Origin of the sequence: Deinococcus wulumuqiensis R12 (assembly GCF_011067105.1) — a bacterium.
GTDB lineage: Bacteria > Deinococcota > Deinococci > Deinococcales > Deinococcaceae > Deinococcus > Deinococcus wulumuqiensis.
In genome coordinates, this window is sequence record NZ_CP049357.1 from 1,905,651 (window position 1) to 1,932,269 (window position 26,619).

Consider the following 26,619-nt stretch of genomic DNA (forward strand, 5'->3'; position numbering starts at 1 on the left):
CGCTTTCTGGTTTACCTCCGCAGCGGGGCTGGCTCAGGGCTTCCAGCCGGGGGGCGCCGTGCTGAGCATTACTGCGGCAGCAGACTCAGCTCGCTCAGGCCCGCCATGAACTCGCGCTCGGGGTAGCTTTCGGCGTCGAAGCCGGTGTCGCCTTCCGCCGGGGTCACGCTCAGGGACGCGAAGTCGTACAGGTCGCGGTCGAGCAGGTGGCTCGGCGTCACGCGGGTCAGGCTGCGGAGGATATTTTGCAGCCGCCCCGGATGCTCGCGCTCCCAGCCCGCCAGCATCTCGCCCACGACCTTGCGTTGCAGGTTGGGCTGGGAGCCGCACAGGTTGCAGGGAATGATGGGAAAGGCGCGGGCCTGCGCGTAGCGGATGATGTCGGCCTCGGCGACGTAGGCGAGCGGGCGAATCACCACGTTCGTGCCGTCGTCCGACTGCAACTTGGGCGGCATGGCCTTGAGCCGCGCCCCGAAAAACAGGTTCATGAACAGCGTTTCGAGGATGTCTTCGCGGTGGTGACCCAGCGCGATTTTGGTCGCGCCGATTTGCCGGGCGTGGGCGTACAGGATGCCCCGGCGCAGGCGACTGCACAGGCTACAAGTGGTCTTGCCTTCGGGCGTCTTTTCCTTGACCACGCTGTAGGTGTCTTCGGTCAGGATGTCGTGGCGCACGCCGAGCCCTTGCAGGTAGCGCGGCAGCACGTCCTTCGGGAAACCGGGCTGTCCCTGGTCGAGGTTGACCGCCACCACTTCAAAGTCGATGGGAGCCTTTTTTTGCAGGTGCAGCAGCACGTCCAGCAGGGTGTAACTGTCCTTGCCCCCCGACAGGCAGACCATGACCCGGTCCCCCTGCTCGATCATGCGGTAGTCCCCGATGGCCTGCCCTGCGCCGCGCACGATGGGGGCGAACAGGCGGGAAAGGTCGGGTGGGGTCAGGGTATTCGGATTCAGGGTCATAGGTTGGGCCTCCGCGCCAGCGCGGGCAGTGGGGCACATGCTAGCAAGGGTGCGGCTCGCCCGTGCCGTTCCCGCCCGATGGGTGGTCTCCGCCAAAGGGTTGACGCGACTTTCAGAATGGGCGTCTATGCTGTGGGCGTATGACGCGCTCGCCCCAGGGCCAACCCCCGGCCCCCACGCCCACTCCTGTGCCTGTCCCGCCGTCTCCGGCACCCACTTCGGGACAGGCGCGGGGCTGCGGCTGCCTGCCCACCCTCATTCTGGGCGTGCTGCTGACCATTGGACTGGTGTTCGGCGGCATGTGGCTGCTATGGGGCCGCGACCTCCCCAAAGTTTCCGACCTGGACGTGATTAATTTCAGTGGACAGACCCGCGTCTTCGACCGCCGGGGCGAACTGATCGGCACGCTCTCGCCCAGTCTGGCGAGCGGCACCAACGTCAACCGCGAACTGCTCGGCCCCAAGCAAATCAGTTCGTGGTTGCAAAAGGCCGTGGTCGCCAGCGAAGACCGCCGCTTCTATCAGCACAGCGGCGTGGACCCCATCGGCGTGGCACGCGGGCTGCTCAAGGGGCTGCTACGCAACGACCTCGAAGGCGGCAGTTCGATTACCCAGCAGGTCGTCAAGAACACCCTGCTGCGCGACCTGGGAGGCGCACGCACCGCCGAGCGCAAGTTCAAGGAAGCGGTGCTGGCCTATCAGGTGGACAAGCGCTTCAACAAGGACCAGATTCTGAACGCCTACCTCAACGTCATCTACTGGGGCGACGGCGGGCCGCAGGACATCATCGGCGCGGGCGGCGCGGCGCGGGCCTATTTCAAGAAGGAAGCCTGGGAACTCAACCTCGCCGAGAGCGTGTATCTGGCGACCATCATTCCGGCCCCCAACCGCCGCTACAAGGACTTCAAGGCCTACCGCCCCCTGATGCGCTCGGTGCTGACGCGCATGGTCGAGGACGGGCAGATCACCAAGCAGCAGGCCGAACAGGCCTGGATCACGCCCATCTATCCGGCGGGCTGGCGCATCGGCTGGAATCCCGACGGCACCGTGCGGACCGCCGTGCTGGAGCGGCCCTCGCGCCTCGCGGAAAATCTGGCGAGCATGACGCCGCAGGGGGAGCAGTACCGTTCGCTCTACTACCTCCAGGAAGTCGAGCGCGAACTGGCGGGCAAGGTGGACCGGGGCACGCTCTACGGCGGCGCGAAAATCTTTACCGGCATGGACCTTCAGGCGCAGCGGGCCGCCGAGCAGGCCAGCCGCAACGCCCAGTTGCCCGACGGGGCCACGCTGGGCATCGCGCTGGTCAACCCGCAGAACGGTGAGGCGCTGGCGCTGGTCGGCCAGAAACTGACCGGCGGGCGGCCCAACGAGTGGAACAACGCCACCCAGAGCCGCCGTCAGGTCGGCAGTTCCATCAAGCCGCTGCTGTACACCCTGGCGCTGGAAAAGGGCTGGAAACAGAGCGACACCATTCTGGATTCACCGATTTCGGGCGACTACCAGCCCAAGAACTACTCCGGCACCTGGACGGGCGTGTACGTTTCCATGCGCTACGCCCTGAACCACAGCCTGAACCTGCCCACCGTGCGGATGGCGCAGGAAATCGGCATTCCGACCTTCGAGGCCAAACTGCGCGACCTGGGCCTGACCCCGCCCAGGGACGGCGGCCTGAGCCTGAGCATCGGCACGCTGGAGGCCAGCCCGCTGCAACTGGCGGCGGCCTACGCGCCCTTCGCCAACGGCGGCCTGTACTACGCGCCCAGCACAGTGCGCCGGGTCGAGTCGGCCCAGGGGGAAGTGCTTTACCAGCGCCCCGACCCGGTGGGCAAACGGGTGTGGGACAAGCGGGTGGCGTGGCTGGGCCTGGACATGATTCGCGGTGTGGTCAACGACCTGAGCGCCTACCAGGGCGGCCTGGCGACCAAAGCCAGAATCGAGGGCTGGCAGGTGGGCGGCAAGACCGGCACCACCAACGACATCAAGGACTTGTGGTTCGCGGGGGTCACACCTCTCACCAGCGGCGCGGTCTGGGTCGGCAAGCAGGAAGGCGGGGCCATGCCGAACTGGGCCTACAGCGGCGACATTCCCACCCCGGTCTGGCAGCAGGCGACGGCGGGCGCTCTGGCGGGGCGCGAGGCGGCGACCTTCGTGCCGCCCGAGGGCATCGTGTACCGGACCTACTACCGCCTGAACATGGCCTTCCGCACCGAGGAAGCCGACCAAGCCCCAGTGGGTCACGACGGCAGCAAGCGGGAGGCCGAGCCGGAAGCCGAACCCACACCTGAGCCCGCCCTGCCACCGCCCGCACAGACTGAACAGGCCGCTCCGACTTCCCCGGACACGACCCTGCCCTGGACTGTGCCCAGCACGCCTGAGCCGAGTTCCAGTGAACCCGACCCCGCCGAGCCGCTGCCGAGCGAACCCGTTCCCAGCGACCCGCCACCGAGCGAAATACCACCCACCGAAACGCTGCCCGGCGACCTGCCCACTGACCCCGCCTTGCCGACGGACGCGTTCCCGACCGACGTGCAACCGGATGACGCGGCCCCGGCTGAACCGGCCCCCAGCGACCCGGCTCAGCCGGAGACGAACCCCTGGCTTCCCCCCGAGCTGACGCTGCCGCCCCGGCAGTAGGGCGCGCACAGGGCAGAGGATAGAGAGGAAAGGACAAAACCCTCTCCTCTCTATCCTCTGCCCTCTCCCTCTTTACCCTTCGCCGTAGCCCCGCGCCCGCACCGTTGCCCAGTCGCCCACGCCCAGCACGAAGGGAAACTGCTGCACGTGGGTGGTGACTTCGGGGCCACCCGGCGCGAGGTACACGTCCACCTCCGAGCGGATGCCGAAGCCCCCCCGACCCGCAGAAAAAGGAGCAGCGGGATAGGTGCCGGGTTCGACGGTGACGGCGAGGCCCGGCGTGAGGGTGCGGGTGTCGCGGGTTTCATAGTCGTCGAGGTTGGCCCCCGCCCCGTGAATCTGCACGCCCAGGTCGTGTCCGGTGCGGTGCAGGAAAAACTGGCTCCACGTCTCCCCCATCGCGTCACGGGCGGCGCGGTCGAGTTCCCAGCCTTGCAAGCGCCCGTAGCCCTCGGCCTGCACGCGACTTTGCAACAGTCCCACTGCCGCGTCGCGTGCCGCACGCACGGCGGCCCAGGCGTCCAGATATTCCGCCGAAGGTTCGCCCGCGTGGCCCACCCAGGTCACGTCGGCAAAGGGGCGGCCCGGTTCCTGCGCCCACAGGTCAATCAGGACGCACTGCCCCGGCTCCAGCGTCGCGCTGCGCTCGGCGCTCGGTTCGTAGTGGCTGTCGGCGGCGTTGACCCCGAAACTCACGTTCACGTCGTGCCCCGCCTGCATCCCCGCCGCGTGAATGCGCTCCATGATGAGCTGCTGCACTTCCCATTCGGTCACAGGCTGGCCCGCCTGAAGTCGCTCGTGGATGAGGTGGAAGGCGGCGTCCTTGGCTTCCATCAGCACGGCGGCGGCCCGGCGGTGCGCGGCGAGGTCGTCGGGCATCCAGACCAGGAAGGCTTGGAGCAGGTCGGCGCTGCTGGCGATGTGGGCGGCCCCGGCGCGGCGCACCCGTTCTACGGTTCCAGCGTCCACCCGGCTGACATAGGGCACCGCTCCGTCCGGGCTGTATTCCATCGCCAGCGACTGCCCCGCCACCACGTCCCGCAGGGCGGCGTCGAGTTCGGCGTGTGACCCGAAAGGCCGCAGCCTCGCGCCCCAGTCCCGCGTGACCCGCCCCCAGTTGCCGCCCTCGATGTGGTTGTGCAGCACGACCGCCTGCCCCTCACGCGGCACCCACACGAAAAAGCGCCGGGTCAAAAACACGCCTTCGGGAATGCCCAGCACCCGGCGGGCGTGGGGGTTGAGGCCCTGAAAGTCATAGACCAGCCAGCCGCCCAGGTCGGTCTGCGCGAGGGCGGCTTGCATGGCAGGAATGGGGTTGGCTGTGGCTGGGTTGGACATGCCCAGCAGCATAACGGAGACGGCAAAAACCCCCTCCCGGTGTGGGAACTTGTCATTCCCCAAATTAGGTGCGAGCTAACTTATACCCCTCGACATAGACCTGAAGCATATTCATTCCCTCCCACAAGGCCTGCCACCCTGGCAGGCCATCGCTTTTTCGGTTCATATGTCCTCCCAACCTTCCCAATGCCAAAATGACGTCCTGCACAGTCTTCAGTTGCCGTTTCAAAACCTTGCTCAGCACCTGAAGTTCGACGGCACTCAACCCAGCGCTCTGAGCTGGATCATTTGGGCGTTCTCGTGAATCCTCGCGTAGCGCGAGTAACCTTGTGGCCACCACACTCATCATCGAAATCATGGCTTTGAGACGCTGACCCGCTTCCAACTGGAGCCGCTCTGCTCCCAGGCCCGTCTTCAACCCTTTATGAAACTCTTCCACCAGCCAACGGGCCTGGTACTGAAGCGCCACTTCGTGCGCTTCCTCAAAGGTCTCAATGTCGGCATCCGTGAGCAGCATCCATTCCAACGGTTCTTTCACGTCATCCGAAGGCTTTTCTGCCACACGAACAATGCTGACCCGTATCCCTTCCTGACGAGGTTTACCTTGACCACCCGCCATTGGTGTCGGCCAAAGGTACGCACGAACAACACTCACTTCAACGTGTGCAGCACGTGCTTTCTGACCTTTTCTCCCTCGAAGGTCTATGGTGTAACTTCCAAGCGGCGAGGCAGCCCTGGCTGCCTCAAAGACATGCCCAATGCACTCCCGTGTGCGGGCATTCGGATCAAGAAGCCGCCGGTTTTGGGCTGCCCTGACAACGAAACCCTGTCCTTGAGCGATGACGCCACGCATAAAGACCTCAATATCTGCCCCTCTGTCACAGACTCTGACCCATCGAACGTCTTGGTCGTCCGGCCCTTTTCCGATGCGTTCAGTTGCTCTTGTCCACAACGCACTTTCCTTGTTTTCCCGCTGGCGTCGCTCAGCGTCGCTCTCTGACGCTGTGGGTGCGGGTTGCCGGAGGTAATACTCCTGATCGAGTATGCCCAGAACCTGAACGGGAAGCCGTTGCCCACTTTGCTGATGGGGTTTTTGCCATTTCACAGCAAGTGTCGTGTGGAGGGTAAACCCCTGCCGAACCGGGGATCTGAGATCCCCGGTCCGCCCAAGGCCGGGAGTCTCCTGATGTCGTGACCAGATGAATTCGCTGCTGTCTTCAAGCAGCAAGAAGGTTCCTGCCTGCCCCAGTGCTGCGCGTACATGGTTGCGGTGAGGTGTTTGAAGGCGCTCAGGGGTTGCCTCCTTGCGTGACATGAAGGTATACGCCGCTTTGACATCTGCTCTACGGTCAAAAAGCTTGGGGATGGACTTCCCGGATCGGGAAGCCATCCCCTGCGCAATGCGTACTGCTCGTTGATTTCTACGCCGATCTCCAAGATCCACAGCACCAAAGTGCTTCAGTGCCCATTGCTCTGCCTGTAGCGGGTGAAAGGTCGTCACCTACATAGACTGCCTCAATTTGGGGAATGACAAGGTGTGGGAAGGGGCCGAACTTTCCTCTCTCTACGCTCAGTCGTGGGCCGCCACCGAGCCGTCCACCCCCGCACCCGTGTAGGCGCGGTACTGCATGGCCTCGAAGTTCTCGTCGTCCTCGGGGCGGCGCTTGCCGAGCATGGTGCCAATGGCGGCGAGGGCAAACCCGGCGGGAATGCTGACGATGCCGGGGTTTTCCAACGGGAAAATCGCCTGGGCCTGGATGGGGTGCCGGGCCTTGGTCTTTTCGGGGGGGTCGATGCCCATGATGTTGGGGCTGACGGCAATCAGCGCCAGCGTGACGATCAGGCCGCCCATGATGCCCCACACCGCGCCCGTGGCGTTGAAGCGCCGCCAGAACAGCGTGAACAGGATGACTGGCAGGTTGGCACTCGACGCGATGGCGAAGGCCAGGGCCACCAGGAAGGCCACGTTCTGGTCTTTGGCGAGCAGGCCCAGGATGATGGAGATGACGCCGACCGCGATGGTCGCCATCCGCGCCACCTTGAACTGCTCCTGCTCGCTGACGGTGCCGCCGCGCAGCACGCCGTTGTAGATGTCGTGGGTAAAGGACGTGCTCGCGCTGATGGTCAGGCCCGCGACCACCGCCAGAATGGTGGCGAAGGCGACGGCGACCACGAAGGCAAGGAACAGTTCACCCGTGAACGTTCCCACCCCGCCGAGTGCCTGGGCCAGCAGCGGCGCGGCCATGTTGCCTGCGGCGTTGGCCTCGATGATTTTGTCCTTGCCGACCAGCACGTTGGCCGCGTTGCCCATGAAAGCGGTCATGACATAGAAGCCGCCGATCAGCCACATCGCCACGACCACGCTCTTGCGGGCGTCCTGGGCGGTGGGCACGGTGAAAAAGCGGGTCAGGATGTGCGGCAGCCCCGCCGTCCCCAGCACCAGCGCGAGGCAGAGCGAAATCAGGTCGATGGGGTTTTTGAATTTGGCACCGGGCACCAGGAATTCCTGGCCGTTGACGCGGGCAGCTTCGCCCAGCAGGTTGCTGAACGAGAAGCCGAACTTGGCGAGAATCAGCACCGTCATCACGATGGTGGCGAACATCAGCAGCATGGCCTTGACGATTTGCACCCAGGTCGTTGCCAGCATGCCACCGACCACGACGTAGACGATCATCAGCGCCCCGACCAGCGGAATGGCGAGCGTCGGGCTGATGGCCCCGCCCGAGAGCAGCGAAATCAGGCTGCCCGCGCCCACCACCTGGGCAATCATGTAGAAGGTTGAAACGACGATGGTCGAAAACGCCGCGTAGAAGCGCACCTTCTGGTCCTTGAGGCGGTAGACCAGCATGTCGGCCAGGGTGTACTTGCCGAGGTTCCTGAGCGGCTCGGCCACGATGAACAGCACCGTCAGGTAGGCGATGAACCACGCCACCGAGTACATGAAGCCGTCGTAGCCGTTCAGCGCAATCAGGCCCGTGATGCCCAGGAAGGACGCCGCCGACATGTAGTCCCCGGCGATGGCGATGCCGTTCTGGGTGGCGGTGATTTTGCCCCCGGCGACGTAGAAGTCCCCGGCAGAAGTGTTGCGCCCCGAGGCCCAGAAGGTAATCCCCAGGGTCAGCAGGACGATGATGGCCGCCATCAGAAAGGTCATTGCTGGGCCTCCAGTGCCAGACGGTCGAAGGTGCGGGCGCGGGCCACATAAATCTGCGCCATGACCCACCCCATGATGAATTCGAGGAACGCCAGCACGTAGCCGAAATTGACGTTACCGAACACCTTGGTCGCCATCAGCGGCTTGTTGAACCCGGCCAGCAGCGGCAGCAGGAAAAACAGCACCATGAACGCGATGGTCATGCTGATCATGAAACTGTTCTTCTGGCGCATCAGTTCGCGGTAGGCCGCGTTGCGCACGGGGGGAGCAGAGGTGGCGGCGACCGTCATGAAACCTCCTGAGAAAAGGGAAAGGGCCGACCGGCGGTGAGCGCACCGCATGTCCGGCAGCGAAATTGTGTGAACGCCGCTAGAGTAGGTCTCCCCTCAGGCGAATGCAATGGACCCGGTGTAAAAACTTCGTTCCCTGGCCTGGAACAGATCTAGACGGCGCTGGGCCTCTGCCCCAGGACAGGGAACACCGCCCCGTGCCTGCGTGAAGGTGGGGGGGCGCTCATACGGACTCCGATTGAATCTGGTAGTTTCAGATTCAATCCGAGCGGATGCGAGTAGGAAAAAATACGGATTCTGCGATATGGATGCACAGGCGGCGCTTTCCCGACTGTGCAGGAATTAAGCGGAATCCGTATCAGACGGATTCCGCCTCTCCCCGTCCACCATCAAGCCCGCGCAGCACCCCCAGAATCAGCAGCGTGCCCAGCACCGAGAGGGCGGCGCCCATCGCAAAGGCCGCGCCCGGAAAGCCCGCAGCGGTGCCGAAGGCATAGACGCTGGTGGCGACCACAGGCCCGAACACGCCCACCAGACTGTTCAGGCTGGTCAGGGCGCCCATCGCCCGGCCCTGTTCCTGCTCGCTGACCTGCCGGGAAATCAGGCCTTGCAGCGCGGGTTGCGCCAGTCCCCCCAGCGCCCCGACCACCAGCGAGAGGTAAAGCATGGGGCCGCTGCGGGCCACGCTCAGGACCACGAATTCCAGCGTGGACGCGACCAGCCCGGTCATGATGGTGCGCCGCTCGCCGAAGGTGCCGATAAACCAGCCGATCAGTCCCGCCTGCACGCCCGCCGTCAGCAGACCGTAGAAGGCGAGGGCCACGCCGTTTTGCTTCGGGGTCCAGTCCAGCGTGCTCTCGGTGAACAGCACCCAGGTGCTGAAAATCGTCTGCCCGGCCAGCCCCAGCAGCACGAAGGTGGCGGCGAGGCGGCGCAGAATCGGGAACTCGCCCAGCGCCCGCAGCGGGGTCAAGGGGTTGAAGGTGCCTCCCTGCACCGCGCCGCGCTTTTCGGGCGGCAGCGACTCGGGCAGCACCAGCAGGCCGTAGAGGAAGTTCAGCGCCGTCAGCCCCGCCGCGACCAGAAAGGGCACACGCAGCCCGTACTCGCCCAGCAGCCCGCCCAGCATCGGCCCCAGGATGAACCCCAGGCCGAAGGTGGCCCCCAGCATCCCGAAGTTTCTGGCGCGGTCCTCGGGGGCCGTCACGTCGGCGATGTAGGCGTTGGCGACGGTCAGGCTGGCCCCCGTGACCCCGGCCACCAGGCGCCCGACCAGCAGCCACCACAGGTTCGGCGCGAAAAACAGCACGAGGTAATCGAGCGCCATGCCCAGCAGCGACAGCAGCAGCACGGGCCGCCGCCCGTAGCGGTCCGAGAGCGTGCCCAGAATGGGGGCAAACACGAACTGCATCAGCGCGTACGCCGCCGTCAGCCAGCCGATAAACCGCGCCCCGGCGACTTCCGACCCGGCGAGTTCCTTGACCAGCCCCGGCAGCACCGGAATGATCAGGCCGATGCCCATCACGTCGATCAGGGCGGTGAGCAGAATGAACAGCAGGGCGGGCGGACGGCGCGGCATCTGGCCCACTGTAGTGGAAGGCGGCTAAGCCCGCAGCAGCACTCGCCCGAGCACGTCGCCGCCTTCCACCAGCGCGTGGGCCTGCGCCGCGTCTGCCAGAGCGAACTCGGCGCCGACCTGCACCCGGAGTTGCCCCGCCGCCACGAGGTCAAAGGCCCGCGCCGCCGCCTGCTGCACGACTTCCGGGCGGCCCTGGCGGTGGTGGCCGCTGCTGTAGCCGATCACGCTTTTGCTCTGGCGGTGCAGCGGTTTGGACGGCAGGCGCGCTTCCTCGCCGCTCGCGTGGCCGTAGAGCACCAGCCGTCCGAAGGGAGCGAGCACGCCCAGGCCGCGCTCCGCCGTTTCGCCGCCGACCGAATCCAGAATCACGTCTGCCCCGCGCCCGTCTGTCACGGCCCGGACCCGCTCGGCGAAGTCGGCCTGCCGGCGGTCGACCACCTCGTCGGCACCGAGGCCGCGCACGAAGTCGGCCCGCTGCGGTCCGCTGACCACCCCGACGATGCGGGCCGCCCCCGCAAGCCGCGCGAGTTGCACGGCGAGGTGCCCGACCCCGCCCGCCGCCGCGTGAACCAGCACGGTCTCGCCCGGCTGCACGCGCCCGGCGTGGTGGACGACGTTGTAGGCCGTCACCAGCGTGGTCAGGCTCGCCGCCGCCGCGTCCGGCACGCCCGCCGGCACCGGAAAACAGAGGTGGGCCGGCGCCACGAGTGCCTCGGCGTAGCTGCCGCCCAGCGGAAAGCAGGCGACCCGCTGGCCGAGTGTTAGGTTCTGGACATTTTCATCCAGCGCCGTGACGCTCCCGAGCGCGTCCAAACCGGGAATGAAGGGGAGCGTTCCCGCCTTGTCGCCCCTTCCCTGCCGGGCCAGCACGTCGGCGTAATTGACGCTGGTGTGGCTGATTTCCAGATGCACCTGCCCGGCGAGCGGCGCAGGCGAAGGGTCTGGCTGACTGCGCCAGCGCAGCACCTCGGGGCCACCGAACCTTTCCACGTAAACGGCGTAAGACATGGCCCCAGCTTAACTGGGCACTTGCGAGCCCTTACTGTCGCCCGCAGGCTCAGGTGGGCTGCTCGCCCCGCGCCTTCTCGGTGTCGGCAGCGGTCGGGCGCTTGAAACCGTCGCCGGTGCCGGGGTCGTGGTAGGCCAGCACGTCGGCGGGAATCCGCGAAACGTCGTCCACCAGCTTGAACAGCTTCAGGTCGTCGGCGGCAATGGCCCCCTGTTCGACCAGCGAGGCCCGGAACCACTCCACCAGCCCGCGCCAGTGCGCCTCGCCGACGAAATAGATGGGCACCGGGCGCATCTTGCGGGTCTGCACCAGCGTCAGAATCTCCATCATCTCATCCAATGTGCCGAAGCCGCCGGGAAACGCGACAAAGGCGTGGGAATAGCGGGCCAGCATCACCTTGCGGGCGTGGAAATACTCGAACTCCAGCGAGAGCGTCTGGTAGGGATTGTGCCGCTGCTCGTGCGGCAAGGCGATGTTGAGGCCCACACTGACGCCGCCCGCCTCGTAGGCGCCCTGGTTCGCCGCCCGTGACCACGCCGAAACCTGCCCCCACCAATTCGCGCCCCAGCGTCTGCGCCAGGCCGTAAAAGCGGTCGGTGAGCGCGGTGCGGGCGCTGCCGTACACCGTGACCAGCGGCACCTTGAGATGCGCCATGCGGTCGAATCCGATGGAAAACTCGCCCAGGACGCGGAACATCCGTCATACGGATTCCGCTTAATTCCTGCACAGTCGGGAAAGCGCCGCCTGTGCATCCATATCGCAGAATCCGTATTTTTTCCTACTCGCATCCGCTCGGATTGAATCTGAAACGACCAGATTCAATCGGAATCCGTATCAGGCGTCTTCGGTCATGTGGTCGAGCTGGTCGTGCGGAATGCCGTTGTCCATGCCGCAAGGTGCGCCTCCGGGCGCCGGGGAGACAAGGGGGCACGCGGCGCTGGCCCCTCAGCGCTAGCCTGAACCCCATGACCGGCCTCTGCGACTCGCACCTGCATACGCCCCTGTGCGGCCACGCCAGCGGTACCCCCCGCGAGTACGCGCAGGCGGCGCTGGACGCCGGACTCGCGGGCCTGTGCTTTACCGACCACATGCCCATGCCGCGCTGGTACGACGCGCCCTGGCGGATGCGGCTGGAACAGTTGCCGGAGTACATCGCCCAGATTCAGGCGGTGCAGCAGGAGTTTGCCGGGCGGCTGGACGTGCGGCTGGGCCTAGAGGCCGACTTGCACCCCGGCACGGAGAAGTTTGTGGAACAGGTGCTGAACATGCACGACTGGGATTACGTCATCGGCAGCGTGCATTACCTCGGCGCGTGGGGGTTCGACAACCCGGAATTCGTGGACGAGTACGAAGCACGCGACCTGACGCAGCTTTACCGCGACTATTACGCGCTGGTGGAGGGCGCGGCAAAAAGTGGCCTGTTCGACTCCATTGGCCATCTGGACTTGCCCAAGAAATTCGGGCACCGCGACCCAGAAGGTTACGCCGCGCTGCACGCGCTCGACGTGGTGGCCGGGCAGGGGCTGGCGCTGGATTTCAACACGGCAGGCTGGCGCAAGCCCGTGGCCGAGGCGTACCCGGCCCCCGACCTCGTGCGGGCCGCCGCCGAGCGCGGCATCCCCTTCGTGCTGGGCAGTGACGCGCACAAGCCGGAAGAAGTCGGGCACCGTTTTACCGACGCGGTGAAGGAGATTCGGGAGGTGGGGGGAAAAGTGGTGACGTACAAAGGGAGGAAGCAGCGTGGCTGAGGGACGCACCGAAACGGCGCAGAAACGCTATGGCCGACTCGCCCGCGAACTGGGCGGATACTTTCATCCCTGGCAGCGCACGCTGAGCGGCCCCGACCCCGAACTCACCTTCGACTTGCTGCTGGCTGACCTGCTGACGCCGCAGACGCGGGTGCTGGAAGCGGGCTGCGGGCACGGGCCGGACGCTGCGCGTTTCGGACCACTCGCTGCCCGCTGGGCCGCCTACGATTTCGCGCCGGAACTGCTGGAGCTGGCCCGACACAATGCCCCACATGCCGATTTCCACCTCTGGAACGGCAAAACGGACATTCCCTCTGACCTGAATGGTCCCTTCGACTTCATCGTGTCGCGGCGTGGGCCGACCTCGGTGATTCTGCGCCTGCCTGAACTGGCCGCCCCCGACGCCCAGTTCCTGTACGTGGGGCCGCGCCTGCATGTACCGCAGGTGCCCGAGCGGCTCCAGGCGGTGGGCTGGGAGGTGCTGGGCGAGTGGCGGGCCTCGGTGCTGGCCCACGCGCCCACCTGGGCCGACTGGCAAACCCGCTGCGAGTGGATGGCAGAGGAAGCCCGGCAAAGCGACTGGGACGCGCAGGCAGGGGCACAGGGGATGCTTTACCGTGAGGAGCGGTACGTGGTGCTGGCCCGTAGACTGCCCACATGACCGCGCCCCTGCCTGCCCGCAAATACCTCGTTCGCGCTCTGGAGCGCACGGCTGACCTGCTGGACATTCTGGGCGAGGAAGAATTCAAGTCGAGGGCCTACCGGGGCGCGGCCCGCAGCCTGGAAACGTTGCCCGAAGAAACGCCCGAACTACTCGCAAAGGACTTCGCCGGGATTCCCCGCGTGGGCAAGGGGATCGCGGCGGAACTGAGCGAATTCGCCCGCACGGGCAGCTTTGCCCCGCTGGACGCGGCAGCCGCGCAGTTGCCGCCCGGTCTGCTGGAACTGCTGGACGTGCGCGGGCTGGGGCCGAAGAAGATCCGTTCCCTCTGGCTCTCGGGGATAGATTCGCTGGAGCGGCTGCGGGAAGCGGCGCAGGGCGGCGAACTGGCGGCCCTGAAGGGCTTCGGGGCAAAGAGTGCCGCCGGAATTCTGGAAAACGTGGAGTTCCTGCTGGAAGCCCGGACCCGCCAGCGCCTGGACGCCGGGTTGCACGCGGCGGAGGCGCTCGTATCCCGCCTGGCGGACCTGGACGCCCGCGTGTCCGGGGACGTGCGGCGCGGCCTGGACACGGTGCGCGTGGCGCGGGTCACCGTGACGGGCACGCCGGAGGCCGTCACCGAGCGCCTTTCGGGCGTGGTGGAGGAACTGGAACGCGTGCCGGAGCGCCCCGTGCTGGCCGGGAGGCTGGACGGCGTGCCGGTGGAGGTCGCCTTTGTGCCAGAGGAAGCGCGCGGCACGCTGGACCTGCTCATGGGGGGCAGCGGCGCGTACCGCCAGGAACTCATTGACGCGGCGCAGGCACGGGGCCTGGAACTGAGGTCACGGGGGCTGCTCCGGGGCGGCCAGGTCGTCCCCGCCCCCACCGAAGCGGACGTGGCCCGGCACCTGGGCGTCACGCTGCGCCCCGCCGAGTACCGCGAACCCGAACATGACGGCCTGTGGAGCGCCCTGCCCGCCCCGGAGGACCTGCTGCAAGTCAGCGACTTGCGCGGCATGATTCACACCCATTCCACGTGGTCCGACGGCGGCGCGAGCATCGAGGAAATGGCCCGCGAAACGCTGCGGCTGGGGCACGAGTACCTCGGCACGGCGGACCATTCCCGCGCCGCGCACTACGCGAACGGCCTGAGCGTGGAGCGGCTGCGGGCACAACTGAAGGAAGTGCGCGAGTTGCAGCGGGCCGGGCTGCCCATCGTGGCCGGAAGCGAGGTGGACATTCTGGACGACGGCTCGCTGGACTTCCCCGACGACGTGCTGGCCGAACTCGACTACGTGGTGGCGAGCGTCCACAGCGGTTTCACGCTGGACGCCGAGCGGCAGACCGAGCGCCTGATTCGCGCCGCCTCGCACCCCCTGGTGACGGTGCTGGGACACCCCACGGGCCGCCTGCTGCTGCGCCGCCCCGGGTACGCCCTGGACGTGGACGCCGTGCTGGGCGCGTGCGAGGCGGCGGGCACGGTGGTCGAACTCAACGCCAACCCCGCCCGCCTCGACCTCGACTGGCGCTGGGTGCTGCGCTGGCGTGGGCGCCTGACCTGGGCCATCAACACCGACGCGCATGTGCCCGCTGGGCTGGGCGACGCCCGCTACGGGGTGGCGGTGGCCCGCAAAGCCGGACTGACCCCGGCGCAGGTGGTCAACTCGCTGGGGCGCCAGGCGTTTCTGGACTTCGTGGCCCGGCAGCGCTCGGCGCGGAGCAGCGCGGCCCCGGCAGAGCGTGCATAATGACCCCATGTTGAGTTCGCAGCGTCGTTGACCCGGACCTCCCGAGGCCCACCCCCTGCGCCGGGCGCCCTGAGTTTCAGCGCCGCGCCGACCTCGGGTCCCCGGTCCCCCGGCGCACGTTTTGCCCCCGAGTCTCCTCCGCAGCCCTGTCCGGGGCTGAGCCGCGCCGCCCTGGCGACACCGCACCTGGTACCTTTGATGCCCACGCCGATTCCCGACCTCGACCAGCTTCTCCGGCAGGCTGGCCTCCGTGCCGAAGTGGCCCCCAGCCTGCACGAGTGGCAGAGCCTGCTGCGGCTGGTCCGGGGGGCGCTGGACAGCGGGCGGAACGCGGCGCAGACGACGAGGTGGGCGCAGCACCTGATGACCGGCCTGGGCATGCCGATTTTCGTGGTGGACCGTCAGGAAATGGTGGTTCACCGCAACGCGGCGTGTCAGCTTCTGGGCTGGGAACCGGGCGCAGCCCAGCAGCCGCTCGCCGAACTGCTGAGTTCCCCGCTGGAAGAGTTGCGGCTGAGCAGCCTTCTGCGGCGGGTCTGGCAAGGCGAGCGGCTGGACGAGGTGCCGCTCTCGCTGCGCGGCGCCTCGGGCCAACCCCACCTCAGCAAAGCCTCGCTGATGCCGGTCCACGCTGCCAGTGGCGAGAAGGACGCGGTGGCGTACGTGGTGGTGTCGCTGACCAGCACCGAGAGCCACAGTCCATCCGACAGCGGCGTGCCGACCGACCGGCAGCACTTTTACGAGTCGCTGCTCACGGCGCTGCCCGCTTCGCTGGCGATTCTGGGTCCTGACCGGCGCTACCGCTTTTGCAACCCGGCGGCCATCGGCAATCCGCAGATTCGCGAGTGGATCATGGGCCACACCGACGCCGACTACGTGGCCCAGCGCGGTGTTCCGGTGTCGCTGGCCGAAGAGCGCGAGCGCCACCTGGACGAAGCGGCACGCACCGGGCGCACCGTGCAGTTCGAGGAACAGATGGTGACCCCCAGCGGTGAAACGGTCTACCACCTGCGCAACTACACCCCGCTGTTCGACGACAGCGGCGAACTGCTGCTCTACCTGGGCCACGGTACCGACGTGACCGAGCTGCGCCGCACCCAGGAGGCCCTGCGCGAACTCAACGCCCAGCTCGAGGAGCGCGTGCAGGCCCGGACCGCCGAGCTGGAGGCCCTGTCGCGGCAGTCGCAGCACGACGCCCTGCACGACTCGTTGACCGGGCTGCCCAACCGGGCGCTGTTCAGTGACCGCCTCACCCAGGCCATCGCCCGTTCCAAGCTGCCGGGCGGGCCGCAGTACGCGGTGCTGTTTCTGGACGTGGACCGCTTCAAGGGCATCAACGACACCCTGGGCCACCCCACCGGCGACGCCATGCTGGTCGAGATGGCCCGGCGTCTGCGCGCCTGCCTGCGGGCCACCGACACCGTGGCGCGGCTGGGCGGCGACGAATTCACCATTCTGCTCGAGCCGCTTCAGGACGCGGAGCACGCGGCGCGGGTGGCTGGCCGTATTCAGGGAGCGCTGCGCCGGCCCATGCAGCTCGGCGGGGCGGCGAGCGGCCAGCAGGTCACCATGTCGGTCAGCGTGGGCATCGTCCACAGCCACCCCGAGTACGACTCGGCCATGGCGGTGCTGCGCGACGCCGACATCGCCATGTACCGCGCCAAGGACAGCGGGCGGGCCGCGCACCGGACCTTTACCCCCGAAATGCGCGAGCACATCCTGTACGTCAACCGCATGGAGCACGAACTGCGCCGGGCGCTGGCCGGGGACGAGCTGCGGGTGCAGTATCAGCCGGTCCTCGACCTCGCCAGCGGCCGCATCGAGGGCTTCGAGGCGCTGGTGCGCTGGCAACACCCCGAGCGCGGGCTGCTGGGACCGGACGACTTCACGCCGATTGCCGAAGACAGCGGGCTGCTGCCCGAAATCGACCGCTGGGTGCTGCGCCGCGCCTGCCGTGATTTGACGCGCTGGGCCGAGCTTTACCCGAGCGACCCGCCCCTGAGCCTCAGCGTCAACTTTTGCGGCCAGCACCTCGCCTTGCCCGACGTGTCCGGGTGGGTGGCCGAGTTGCTGCGCCAGACGGGGTTCGACCCCCGGCACCTCAAACTGGAAATCACCGAGAGCAGCCTGCTGTCCCCATCGGGCGACGTGCGGCACCACATGGAGCGGCTGCGCGAACTCGGCGTGCGGCTGCACCTCGACGACTTCGGGACCGGGTATTCCTCGCTGAGTTACCTGCAGCGCTACCCCATCGACGCGCTCAAGATCGACCGCTCGTTCGTGCAGGGCATGCTGAACAATGACAGCAACGCCGAACTGGTCCGCACCATCGTCGCCATGGCGAAAAACCTCAACCTGAAGGTGGTGGGCGAGGGCATCGAGCAGCCCCGGCAACTCGCGGCCCTGCGCGCCCTGGGCTGCGACTCGGGGCAGGGCTACCTGTTTTCCCCGGCCCTCGACGTGTACGAGTCCCGCGCCCTCGTGGCCGAAGGCCAGCACCGCCTGCGCCCGGACTGGGGCTACCCGGCCCCGGGCCACGCCGACCCGCCTCCGGCGCAGCCCTCCTGACCCAGGGCCACAACGAAACAAACGTGGATTCGGGACAAGGTGCCCGAACGACGTTCGACGCTGAATGATACGGATTCCGATTGAATCTGGTAGTTTCAGATTCAATCCGACTTGCAAAGCTGCGCAGCAGAGCGGATGCGAGTAGGAAAAAATACGGATTCCGCGATATGGATGCACAGGCGGCGCCTTCCCAACTGTATAGGCCCGACTGTGCAGGAATGAAGCGGAATCCGTATGACGGCTCCGCTTCGCGGACAGCCGACGGAAAAGGGACGGACTTCCCGGCGATTTCTGCCGCAGGGGGTAGGGCACCTGGGCAGCCTCCGCCCCCTACGGTATTCAGGACTCTGACAAAACCGAGAGGCTAGTTCATTTATACATCAGATTTACATTGTACCAAAATAAATCGGTAAATCCGATAAATGTCAGTCAAGCTTTTATACATCCCCACGCTTTTAGGAGTCTTACTGCAACGAATAGGGGCCGTCTGACAAAAAAGGGGCGGGCAGTTGCCAGTCCGGGCGGAGGGTTCAGCACAGAAACGGCGTCCTGGCGCGGGCCGGAGCGTGGCGAGGTTCAGGGAAAAGCGCGCGGGTATTTAGAAACCGGAGCTGTAAAGGGCCGGAGAGGGGCCTCTGACTACCTTGGGGGCACTTGAGAACGCCGGGTCTTCCCGGGTCTCCCCCGCCTCTTCGCCCTCTCGCCCACAGGAGTTGCCCCTCATGACCCACAAATTCCTCCCCCTGCTGCTCGCTCCCGTCCTCCTGCTCGCTTCCTGTGGCGGCACCTCGGCGCCTTCCGCTCCCTCCGGCCCCACCGCCGTCGGCAGCACCAGCGCCACCAACAGCCCCGTGCGGACCCCCCACGACAGCGGCGCCCAGACCCGCAGCGCCGAGGAGCAGAGCGTCTTCGAGCAGCTCAACGCCGCCCGCGCCCAGGGCCGCACCTGCGGCAGCCGCTACATGCCCGCCGCCCCCGCCGTGACCTGGAACGGCTACCTGGCCACCGCCGCCAAGACCCACGCCAAAGACATGGCCGACCAGGGCTACTTCGCCCACACCTCGCCCAGCGGCAGCACCATGAAGCAGCGCGCCGAGCAGTCGGGCTACACCGGCTGGCAGGAACTGGGCGAGAACATCGCCGCCGGGTACACGGTCCACGACGTGATTCAGGGCTGGCTCGACAGCCCCAACCACTGCCAGACGCTGATGGACCCCAAGCTGAAGGAAGTCGGCATGAGCTACCTCTACCAGCCCGGCAGCAAGTTCGGCACCTACTGGGTGCAGGACTTCGGCACCCGCTGAGCCGGGCAAGCCACAGGCGAGGCAAGCAGGAAGCAACAGGAAGTAAGGCGCAGGAACGGGAGAGGACCCGGCGCCAGTTGGCCCAGGAAGAGGGGGCCAACACACACGCGACAACACGAGGACCCGGCGACCCAGTGAGGGGGGAAGCCGGGTCCTTCCTGTTGTGGTCGCGCGTCCTTTGCGGGCGGCCTTCCCCTTCAGGGCCGGGTTCCGCTCCGCCGCAAACCGGGCCTGGACCACACTGCCCGAGCGCTGGCCCCCGCTAGGGTAGGCGGGCACGCGGCCCGTGCAAGCCACCTATGACGAACCCTGCCCCTGCTTCCAGTTCCCCTGACACCCGCTCTGCCGTGTCCGGCTCCTCCGCTTCCGGCACGCGGTCGCACCACGACCCCGAAACCCGCCTGGGCGCTCATCCTTTGCCGGACGGGAGCGGCACGCGCTTTCGCCTGTGGACCACCCGCGCACAGACGGTGGCCGTGCGGGTGGGCGGCACCGAACACGTGATGCCTTCGCTGGGCGGCGGGGTATACGAAGTCACCTTGCCTGTGCAGCCCGGCAGCCGCTACATCTTCGTGCTCGACGGCGTGCCCACCCCCGACCCCTACGCCCGCTTCCTGCCGGACGGGGTTCACCGCGAGGCCGAGGTGGTGGACCTGAGCGCCTACGCGTGGCAGCACACCGACTGGCGCGGGCTGCCGCTGGAGCAGTGCGTGTTCTACGAGCTGCATGTGGGCACTTTTACCCCGGAAGGCACCTACCACGCCGCGCTGGAAAAGCTGCCTTATCTCAAGGAACTCGGCGTGACTGCGCTGCAAATCATGCCGGTGGCCGCTTTCGACGGGCAGCGCGGCTGGGGCTACGACGGGGTGGCCTTCTACGCGCCGTTTGCGCCCTATGGTCGCCCGGAAGACCTGATGGCTTTCATAGACGCCGCGCACGGCCTGGGCATGGGCGTCTTTCTGGACGTGGTGTACAACCACTTCGGCCCCGCCGGGAACTACCTGAGCAGCTACGCGCCCACCTACTTCACCGACCGCTTTTCGAGCGCGTGGGGCATGGGCCTGGACTTTGCCGAAGCCCACATGCGCCGGTACGTGACCGGCAACGCCCGGATGTGGCTGCAGGACTACCGCTTCGACGGGCTGCGGCTCGACGCCACCCCGTACATGACCGACGACAGCGAAACCCACATCCTGACCGAGCTGGCGCAGGAGATCCATGCCCTCGGCGGCACCCACCTGCTGCTGGCCGAAGACCACCGCAACCTGCCTACCCTGGTCACCGAGAACAGGCTCGACGGCATCTGGACCGACGACTTTCATCACGAGGTGCGCGTGACCCTGACCGGCGAGCAGGAGGGCTACTACGCGGGCTACCGGGGCGGCGCGGAGGCGCTGGCCTACACCATTCGCCGGGGCTGGCGCTACGAGGGACAATTCTGGGACGTCAGGGGCGAGGAGCACGGGCGCGGGCACTCCTCGGACGGGCTGGAGGCCCCGAACTTCGTCTACTGCATCCAGAACCACGACCAGATCGGCAACCGCCCCCTGGGTGAGCGGCTGCACCAGTCGGGGGGCGTCACCCTGGCCGAGTACCGGGGGGCCGCCGCGCTGCTGCTCACGCTGCCCATGACCCCGCTGCTGTTTCAGGGGCAGGAGTGGGCCGCCAGCACGCCCTTCCAGTTTTTCAGCGACCACGCGGGCGAATTGGGGCGCGCCGTGACCGAGGGCCGCAAGAAGGAATTCGGCTCTTTCAGCGGCTTCAGCGGCGAGAACGTGCCCGACCCGCAGGCCGAGCAGACCTTCCTGAACTCCAAGGTCAACTGGGCCGAGCGCGAGCAGGGCGAACACGCCAAGACCTGGAGGCTCTACCGCGACCTGCTGCGGCTGCGGCGCGACGACCCCGTGCTGCAAAACCGCCAGCGCGGGAACCTGACCACCGGGCACGACGGCGACCTGCTGTGGGTGCGGACCGTGACCAGTGCGGGAAAGCGGGTGCTGCTGTGGAACCTCGGCGAGCAGGCGCGGCAGGTGGCCGAGCTGTCCCTTCCCTTCGCGCTGCCTGCCCGGCTGCTGCTGCACACCGAGGGGCGGGCAGAACCGACCCTGGGCGCGGGAGAAGCAGCGCTGCTGGGAGACTGAGCCGGGGGCGGTCAAAAGGTCTAACCGTCTAACCGCCCCAGGCCATCCGCCATCCGCCATCTGCGCCCAGCCCTCTGCCCTCCCCCGCCTGAAAGGACCCCCATGACCACACCTTCCCCGACCGAACAGGCCCGCCCCGTCACCCTGCCCACCTCCACCTACCGCCTGCAACTGCACGCCGGGTTTCCGTTCGCCGCCGCCCGCCGCCAGTTGCCGTATCTGGCGCGGCTGGGGGTGTCCGCCGTGTACCTCTCCCCCATCTGGGCCAGTACGCCGGGCAGCACCCACGGCTACGACGTGACCGACCACGCCCGCATCAACCCCGAACTCGGCGGGCTGGAAGGCCTGCGGCGGTTTTCCAGCGCGGCGCGGGACCTCGGCCTGAGCGTCATCGTGGACTTCGTGCCCAACCACATGGGCATTCAGGGCGGGCACAACCCCTACTGGGAAGACGTGCTCCGGCACGGGCAGGGCAGCCGCTACGCGCACTTTTTCGACATTTCCTGGCAGCCGCTGAAAAGGGCGCTGGAAGGCAAGGTGCTGCTGCCCACGCTGGGCGACCAGTACGGGCGGGTGCTGGAGCGCGGCGAGTTGCAACTGAGTTGGGAAGAGCAGGACGGAACGGGACGCTTTTTTCTGCGCTACTGGGAACGCCGCTTGCCGATGTCGCCGCGCAGCGTCGCCCTGCTGCTGTCGTGGGTGCCAAGCGCGCTGGGGCGGCAAGTGCCGGATGAAGCGAGCGCCGAACTCGCCAGCATCACCCGCAGCATCCAGAACCTGCCGCGCAGCAACGACCCGCAGCTCACCGACACCGACAAGCTCAGCCGGGCGCAGGAAGTCGAAGTGGCGTCGCGCCGCCTCTTTACCCTGCTCGGCAGCGCGCCCAGCGTGCGGGCGGCCCTGAGCAGCGTGCTGGAGAGCGTGAACGCCGACCCGCAGAAACTCGACCAGCTCGTGAGCGAGCAGAACTATCGCCTCGCGTGGTGGCAGGTCGCCGCCGAGGAAATCAACTACCGCCGCTTTTTCGACATCAACGACCTCGCCGCGCTGCGGATGGAAGACCCCCGCGTCTTTGCCTGGGCGCACACGCTGCTGTTCGAGTTGCTGCGCGAAGGGCTGATTCAGGGCGTGCGCCTCGACCACACCGACGGGCTGTACGACCCCGCCGGGTACTTCCGGGCGCTGCAGGCCGGAGCGGGCGCGGTGCTGGGCCGACCTCTGGACGGGCAGGAAGGCAGTGGGCAGGAAGGGGAAGGTAAGCCGCTGTACGTGGTGGCCGAAAAGATTCTGGAACCCGGCGAGAAGCTGCCCGACGCCTGGGCGGTTCACGGGACCACCGGCTACGACTTTCTGGCCGAACTCAGCGGCGTGTTCGTGGACACCGCGCACGAGGACGACCTCAGCGCCGTCTACCGCCGCTTTACCGGCGACCGTGACCGCTACCCCGACCACCTCTACCGGGGCAAGCACCTGATTCAGCGCGTGAGCCTGCCCGGTGAAGTCAACGTGCTGGCCGAGCATCTGGAGCGGCTGGCCGAGGCCGACCTGACCTCACGCGACTTTACCCTCAGCGCCGTGCGGGGGGCGATTCGGGAAGTCATCGCCTGTTTTCCGGTGTACCGCACCTATGTCCGCGAAAACGGCGAGCGTGAACCCGGCGACAACGCCAAAATCGCGCAGGCGGTCCGGGACGCCAAGGCCCACAACCGCCGCGAGGGGCAGCCGGTGCCGCCGAGCGTGTTCGACTTTCTGCAAAACGTGCTCACGCTGAACGCGCCAGACGAGCGAACGCGGGCCGCCTACGCCGACTTCGCGCTGAAGTTTCAGCAGCTCACCGGCCCGGTGACGGCCAAGGGCGCGGAGGACACGGCGTTTTACCGCTTCGCCCGCCTGATCTCTCTGAACGAGGTGGGCGGCGACCCGGCGCACTTCGGCACGCCCCTAAAAGACTTCCACGCGGCGGCGGCGCGGCGTGCGCAGCACTGGCCCCACGCCATGCTCGGCGGCAGCACCCACGACACCAAGCGCGGCGAGGACACCCGCGCCCGCATCCATGTCCTGAGCGAAATCCCGCAAGGCTGGGCCGACTTTCTGCGCGAGCATTCCTCGCTGCTGCTTTCCGTACTGCACGAGACCGACCTCGGCCCCGCCCCCACCACCCGCGACCTGTACGTGCTGCTGCAAAACGCGCTGGGGGCCTATCCCCTCAGCGGCAATCTCGGCGGTTTCGTGGACCGCCTGAACGCCTACATGCAAAAGGCGGCGCGGGAGGCGAAACTGCGAACCTCCTGGGCCTCCCCCGACGAGGAGTACGAGGCGGCGCTGAGTGACGTGGTGCAAAAACTTTTCACGAACGACGATTTTCTGGGGGCGCTGGGCGGGCTGCACCGCCGCATCAGCCCCTACGGAGCGCAAAACGGCCTCTCGGCGACGCTGATTCGCCTGACCGCCCCCGGCGTGCCCGACACCTACCAGGGCACCGAGAGCTGGAACCAGTCGCTGGTGGACCCCGACAACCGCCGCCCGGTGGACTACGCCCGGCTGGGGCGGGTGCTGACCCGGCTGGAAAAAGGCCACGACCTCGCGCTCGCCCGCAAACTGCTGGGCCACTACGAGGACGGCGCGGTCAAGGTGATGACCACCTGGGCCGCCCTGCAAGCGCGGCAGGCCCACCCGGAGCTGTTCGGACAGGGCCGTTACCGCCCGCTGGAAGCGGGCAAATACCTCGTCGCCTTTGCGCGCGACCACGCAGGCCAGAGCGCCGTCACGGTGGCCCCGCGCCTGACGCTCTCGCTCACCCGTGAAAAGACCCCCTGGGCGCTGGCCGAAAGCTGGGGCAACCGCACCCTGACGCTGGACGCGGGCACCTACACCAACGTCCTGACCGGCGAAAAACTGCGCGCCCGTGGCGGCAAGGTGCCGGTGGCGAAGGTGCTGGAGGACTTTCCTTTGGCTTTGCTGGTCAAGGGCTGACTGTCTAACCGTCTAACCGCTGAGGGTCCAGGGGGCTTTGAGCGGTTTGACCGTTCGACGTTATACGGATTCCGCTAAATTCCTGCACAGTCGGAACTACACCGCCTGTGCATCCATATCGCGAAATCCGTATCTTTTCCGTAACTGCTCAGCACGAGAAGTCGAGTTTGGGTAAGACGCCACGAAAAACGTCAACCAAGCCAGTCCAAACTGATACGCCCTGCTTCTGAAGGGTAGAAATGAAGCTGCGAATCCGGCAGAACGCCTGACCTCCGACCTCCGAGCGAAACCCACCCGAAACCTTGCGTTTTACGCAGGCCATCCTGATGTCACGTTCCGCCTGATTGTTGTCAAACGGCACGTCAGCACGCTCCAGGAAAAGCAGCATCGCTGCGCGGTGCTGCTGACACCGCAAGGCCAGGTTGCGTCCCGGAAGCTGTTTGGGCTTCCCCCGCCGCTTTGGAACAGGTTCCTGCACCGGATTTGCTTCCAGACCCGCCAGCACCAGTTCGTCAAATCGCGTATAGAACGCCGCTCTTTGCTCATTCGTCAATATCCCCGTCTTCTGGGCATGGTAGACCTGCTGCAATTCCCGCCGCAGTTCACCGGCCCAGGGCTGCTGGTCATGCTCATCCAGTTTGCGCAGTTCGCGCAGCAGGTGAGCATTGCACAGCGCGTGTTCTCCAGGGAGACGGAAATAGGTGTTCCAAGCGTCGTGAACCACGACGCCCGTAAAGTCGGTCAACACGCCAGCCGCCTCAAGAGCCGCGTAGCCGCGCTTCTCGTGCAAGGTATAGAGCGTTCCCCTGGCAAAACAGGCCACATGAAACCAGTTCAGCTTCCCATTCACCTTGGTGCCCGTTTCATCCGCATGGAGTACGGCTTGTTGCCTCAGGCCAGCTTTCAGCTCGTCCTCGAAAGGCTCAAGGCGTTCTGAAGCCAGGTTGATGTTGAGAACCACCGTACCATCGCTGATGGACGCGCCAAAAAGCGCGTCCGTAATCTGGGTGACCCGCTCCAATGGAATGAAATGCCCCACATTCAGCAAGGTCGTGAAGGCATGGAGTTGCGGACCGTATTGCACCTGACCAGGGACATGCTCGGGGAAATTGGCCTGTCCACGACAGCCACAGTTCGGGCAGAGTTTCACTTCGGCCTGGTACTCGGTGATATGGAGACGCAGTTCTGGCAAATCGTGAACCTGTCGAGCAAGATGATCGGTGACATCCACCTCGTCCCAGACAGTCCCACAAGAGCAGGCTCCGGTGAGCGATAGCGTTTGGATTTCGTCGGGCTGGTCACTGAATTTCAGCGTTTTCCCTGGGTGTCCCTTTTGTCCACCAGAAGAGCGTTCGCTCTTCTGACGCTCGCTCTTGGGTTTCCAGGGCGGGTCTTTGCTCGGTGGTTGATTGGAGTTGCTGCTATTCAGACCGAGCAGGGTTTTGATAGCCCGCAACTCGGCTTGCAATGCGGCGACTTCAGCCTGGAGGCGAGTCACCTCGGCAGCAAGTCGTTCGCAGTTAGGACAGGTCTCTTGCGTGATGCCCCTACTCTACCCGTTTCCGCTTCGCAAGTCCCCCTGCTGAGCAGTTACTCTTTTCCTACTCCTTTCAGTCGGATTGAATCCAGAAATCTGCTGGATTCAATCGGAATCCGTATTAGACCATTCCCCCACTTACCGGCTCGCCCACAACTCCACCAGACCGCGCAGGGTCAGGGTTTCGTCGTAGTAGTCGATTTCCTGGCAGATGCCCTGCACCGTGCGCGAGAAGCCCCCGGTGGCAATGGTGACGGCTTCCCCCGGCAACTCGGCGCGGATGCGGCGCAGCAGCCCGTCCACCATCTCGGCGTAGCCGAACACCAACCCCGATTGCAGCGCGTGGACGGTGTTTTTGCCGATGGCATTCTCAGGGGCACTGAGGGTGATGCGCGGCAGTTTGGCGGCGCGGGCGAACAGGGCGTCGGCGCTCACCTGCGCACCCGTCGCCAGCACGCCGCCCAGAAAGCGCCGCCCGCGCCCGATCACGTCGAAGTTGGTCGAGGTGCCGAAATCCACCACCACCGCGTAGTCCAGCCCCCCCAGGTACTTTTCGGCCCCGAACAGGTTGCACAGCCGGTCGGCCCCCACCGCCGTCGGGGTGTCGAGTTCCACCTTCACGTCGGGCAGGGTTTCAGCACTCACGGCAAAGGCGTCGATCATGAAGTGTCGCCTGAGCGCCAGCGCGTAGTTTTCGCCCACCGGGGGGGCCACGCTGCTCAGCACGGCGGCGCGGGGAATCGGCGCGCCGGCCAGGGTCAACAGCCCGTGCAGCTGCAACGCGAGGTCGTCGGGCAACACGTCGCGGTTGGTCCGAATCCGCCAGGTGTGCGTCAGGGCGTGCGAGGCGTCGGCCAGACCGATGACGGTGCTGGTGTTGCCGATGTCCACGGCGAGCAGGGGAAAAGCGGGCACGGGGAGAATTGTAGAGGGTAGCAGCGGCAGCGGCGCCGGGCCACCCGTGTGCCAGACAACCGGACAAACGTTCGTTAGGTTC

General features: G+C 66.5%; 18 protein-coding genes. 8 read left to right on the forward strand and 10 right to left on the reverse strand.

The annotated features are described in order from the left end of the window. Window positions 1-68: 68 nt before the first annotated feature. Window positions 69-959: a tRNA 2-thiocytidine(32) synthetase TtcA gene (gene ttcA / locus G6R31_RS09260; protein ID WP_017870476.1), complete on the reverse strand. Its 891-nt coding sequence runs from the start codon at window positions 957-959 to the stop codon at window positions 69-71. A 299-nt stretch (window positions 960-1,258) separates the two neighbouring features. Here ttcA and G6R31_RS09265 point away from each other — a divergent pair, with 299 nt between their 5' ends. Continuing rightward, a complete protein-coding gene (locus G6R31_RS09265; protein WP_051056486.1) occupies window positions 1,259-3,592 on the forward strand; it encodes a transglycosylase domain-containing protein in 2,334 nt (777 codons plus the stop codon). Between the two features lie 72 nt (window positions 3,593-3,664). Here the strand turns inward: G6R31_RS09265 and G6R31_RS09270 are convergent, their stop codons facing one another. The 7 genes from G6R31_RS09270 to G6R31_RS09300 form a co-directional block, all read right to left on the reverse strand. Continuing rightward, on the reverse strand, window positions 3,665-4,930 hold the full coding sequence (locus G6R31_RS09270) for a M24 family metallopeptidase (protein ID WP_225983129.1): 1,266 nt from the start codon (window positions 4,928-4,930) through the stop codon (window positions 3,665-3,667). 64 nt (window positions 4,931-4,994) lie between these two features. Beyond that, window positions 4,995-6,431: an IS4 family transposase gene (locus G6R31_RS09275; RefSeq protein WP_081608361.1), complete on the reverse strand. Its 1,437-nt coding sequence runs from the start codon at window positions 6,429-6,431 to the stop codon at window positions 4,995-4,997. Between the two features lie 69 nt (window positions 6,432-6,500). Then, complete coding sequence (locus G6R31_RS09280; protein WP_017871534.1) at window positions 6,501-8,084, reverse strand: solute symporter family protein; 1,584 nt, start codon at window positions 8,082-8,084, stop codon at window positions 6,501-6,503. Beyond that, window positions 8,081-8,374 carry a DUF485 domain-containing protein gene (locus tag G6R31_RS09285; protein WP_017871535.1) on the reverse strand — a complete coding sequence of 98 codons (294 nt, stop codon included), beginning with the start codon at window positions 8,372-8,374 and terminating at the stop codon, window positions 8,081-8,083. Before G6R31_RS09285 ends, G6R31_RS09280 begins: the two co-directional genes overlap by 4 nt. Window positions 8,375-8,732: 358 nt before the next feature. Next, window positions 8,733-9,953 (reverse strand): TCR/Tet family MFS transporter, encoded by a 1,221-nt coding sequence (locus tag G6R31_RS09290; RefSeq protein ID WP_017871536.1) that lies wholly within the window; start codon window positions 9,951-9,953, stop codon window positions 8,733-8,735. Window positions 9,954-9,977: 24 nt separating this feature from the next. Continuing rightward, window positions 9,978-10,961, reverse strand: coding sequence for a quinone oxidoreductase family protein (locus G6R31_RS09295; RefSeq protein WP_017871537.1), 984 nt, complete (start codon window positions 10,959-10,961; stop codon window positions 9,978-9,980). Between the two features lie 49 nt (window positions 10,962-11,010). Beyond that, window positions 11,011-11,751 carry a TIGR00730 family Rossman fold protein gene (locus G6R31_RS09300; RefSeq protein WP_318825951.1) on the reverse strand — a complete coding sequence of 247 codons (741 nt, stop codon included), beginning with the start codon at window positions 11,749-11,751 and terminating at the stop codon, window positions 11,011-11,013. Between the two features lie 177 nt (window positions 11,752-11,928). Here G6R31_RS09300 and hisJ point away from each other — a divergent pair, with 177 nt between their 5' ends. The 7 genes from hisJ to treY all read left to right on the forward strand — a co-directional run bounded on the left by hisJ (window position 11,929) and on the right by treY (window position 24,085). Continuing rightward, complete coding sequence (hisJ, locus tag G6R31_RS09305; protein ID WP_017871539.1) at window positions 11,929-12,711, forward strand: histidinol-phosphatase HisJ; 783 nt, start codon at window positions 11,929-11,931, stop codon at window positions 12,709-12,711. After that, a complete protein-coding gene (locus tag G6R31_RS09310; RefSeq protein WP_017871540.1) occupies window positions 12,704-13,372 on the forward strand; it encodes a class I SAM-dependent methyltransferase in 669 nt (222 codons plus the stop codon). Before hisJ ends, G6R31_RS09310 begins: the two co-directional genes overlap by 8 nt. Beyond that, the gene (locus G6R31_RS09315; protein WP_017871541.1) at window positions 13,369-15,099 is read left to right on the forward strand and encodes a DNA polymerase/3'-5' exonuclease PolX; all 1,731 of its coding nucleotides are present in this window, start codon (window positions 13,369-13,371) and stop codon (window positions 15,097-15,099) included. The genes G6R31_RS09310 and G6R31_RS09315 overlap by 4 nt, the downstream gene beginning before the upstream one ends. Window positions 15,100-15,297: 198 nt before the next feature. Next, entirely contained in the window at window positions 15,298-17,667 is a 2,370-nt protein-coding gene (locus G6R31_RS09320) for an EAL domain-containing protein (protein ID WP_152423765.1), read from the forward strand. Between the two features lie 722 nt (window positions 17,668-18,389). Next, complete coding sequence (locus tag G6R31_RS09325) at window positions 18,390-18,971, forward strand: CAP domain-containing protein (RefSeq protein ID WP_017871543.1); 582 nt, start codon at window positions 18,390-18,392, stop codon at window positions 18,969-18,971. 299 nt (window positions 18,972-19,270) lie between these two features. Further along, window positions 19,271-21,112 (forward strand): malto-oligosyltrehalose trehalohydrolase, encoded by a 1,842-nt coding sequence (gene treZ / locus G6R31_RS09330; RefSeq protein WP_081608325.1) that lies wholly within the window; start codon window positions 19,271-19,273, stop codon window positions 21,110-21,112. A 102-nt stretch (window positions 21,113-21,214) separates the two neighbouring features. After that, window positions 21,215-24,085 (forward strand): malto-oligosyltrehalose synthase, encoded by a 2,871-nt coding sequence (treY, locus tag G6R31_RS09335; RefSeq protein WP_017871545.1) that lies wholly within the window; start codon window positions 21,215-21,217, stop codon window positions 24,083-24,085. A 148-nt stretch (window positions 24,086-24,233) separates the two neighbouring features. On the opposite strand, the gene tnpC is transcribed toward treY, so the two are convergent. Both tnpC and G6R31_RS09345 read right to left on the reverse strand, forming a co-directional pair. Then, a complete protein-coding gene (gene tnpC / locus G6R31_RS09340; RefSeq protein ID WP_380025067.1) occupies window positions 24,234-25,628 on the reverse strand; it encodes an IS66 family transposase in 1,395 nt (464 codons plus the stop codon). Between the two features lie 132 nt (window positions 25,629-25,760). Further along, the gene (locus G6R31_RS09345) at window positions 25,761-26,537 is read right to left on the reverse strand and encodes a type III pantothenate kinase (RefSeq protein ID WP_017871563.1); all 777 of its coding nucleotides are present in this window, start codon (window positions 26,535-26,537) and stop codon (window positions 25,761-25,763) included. Window positions 26,538-26,619: the final 82 nt, after the last annotated feature.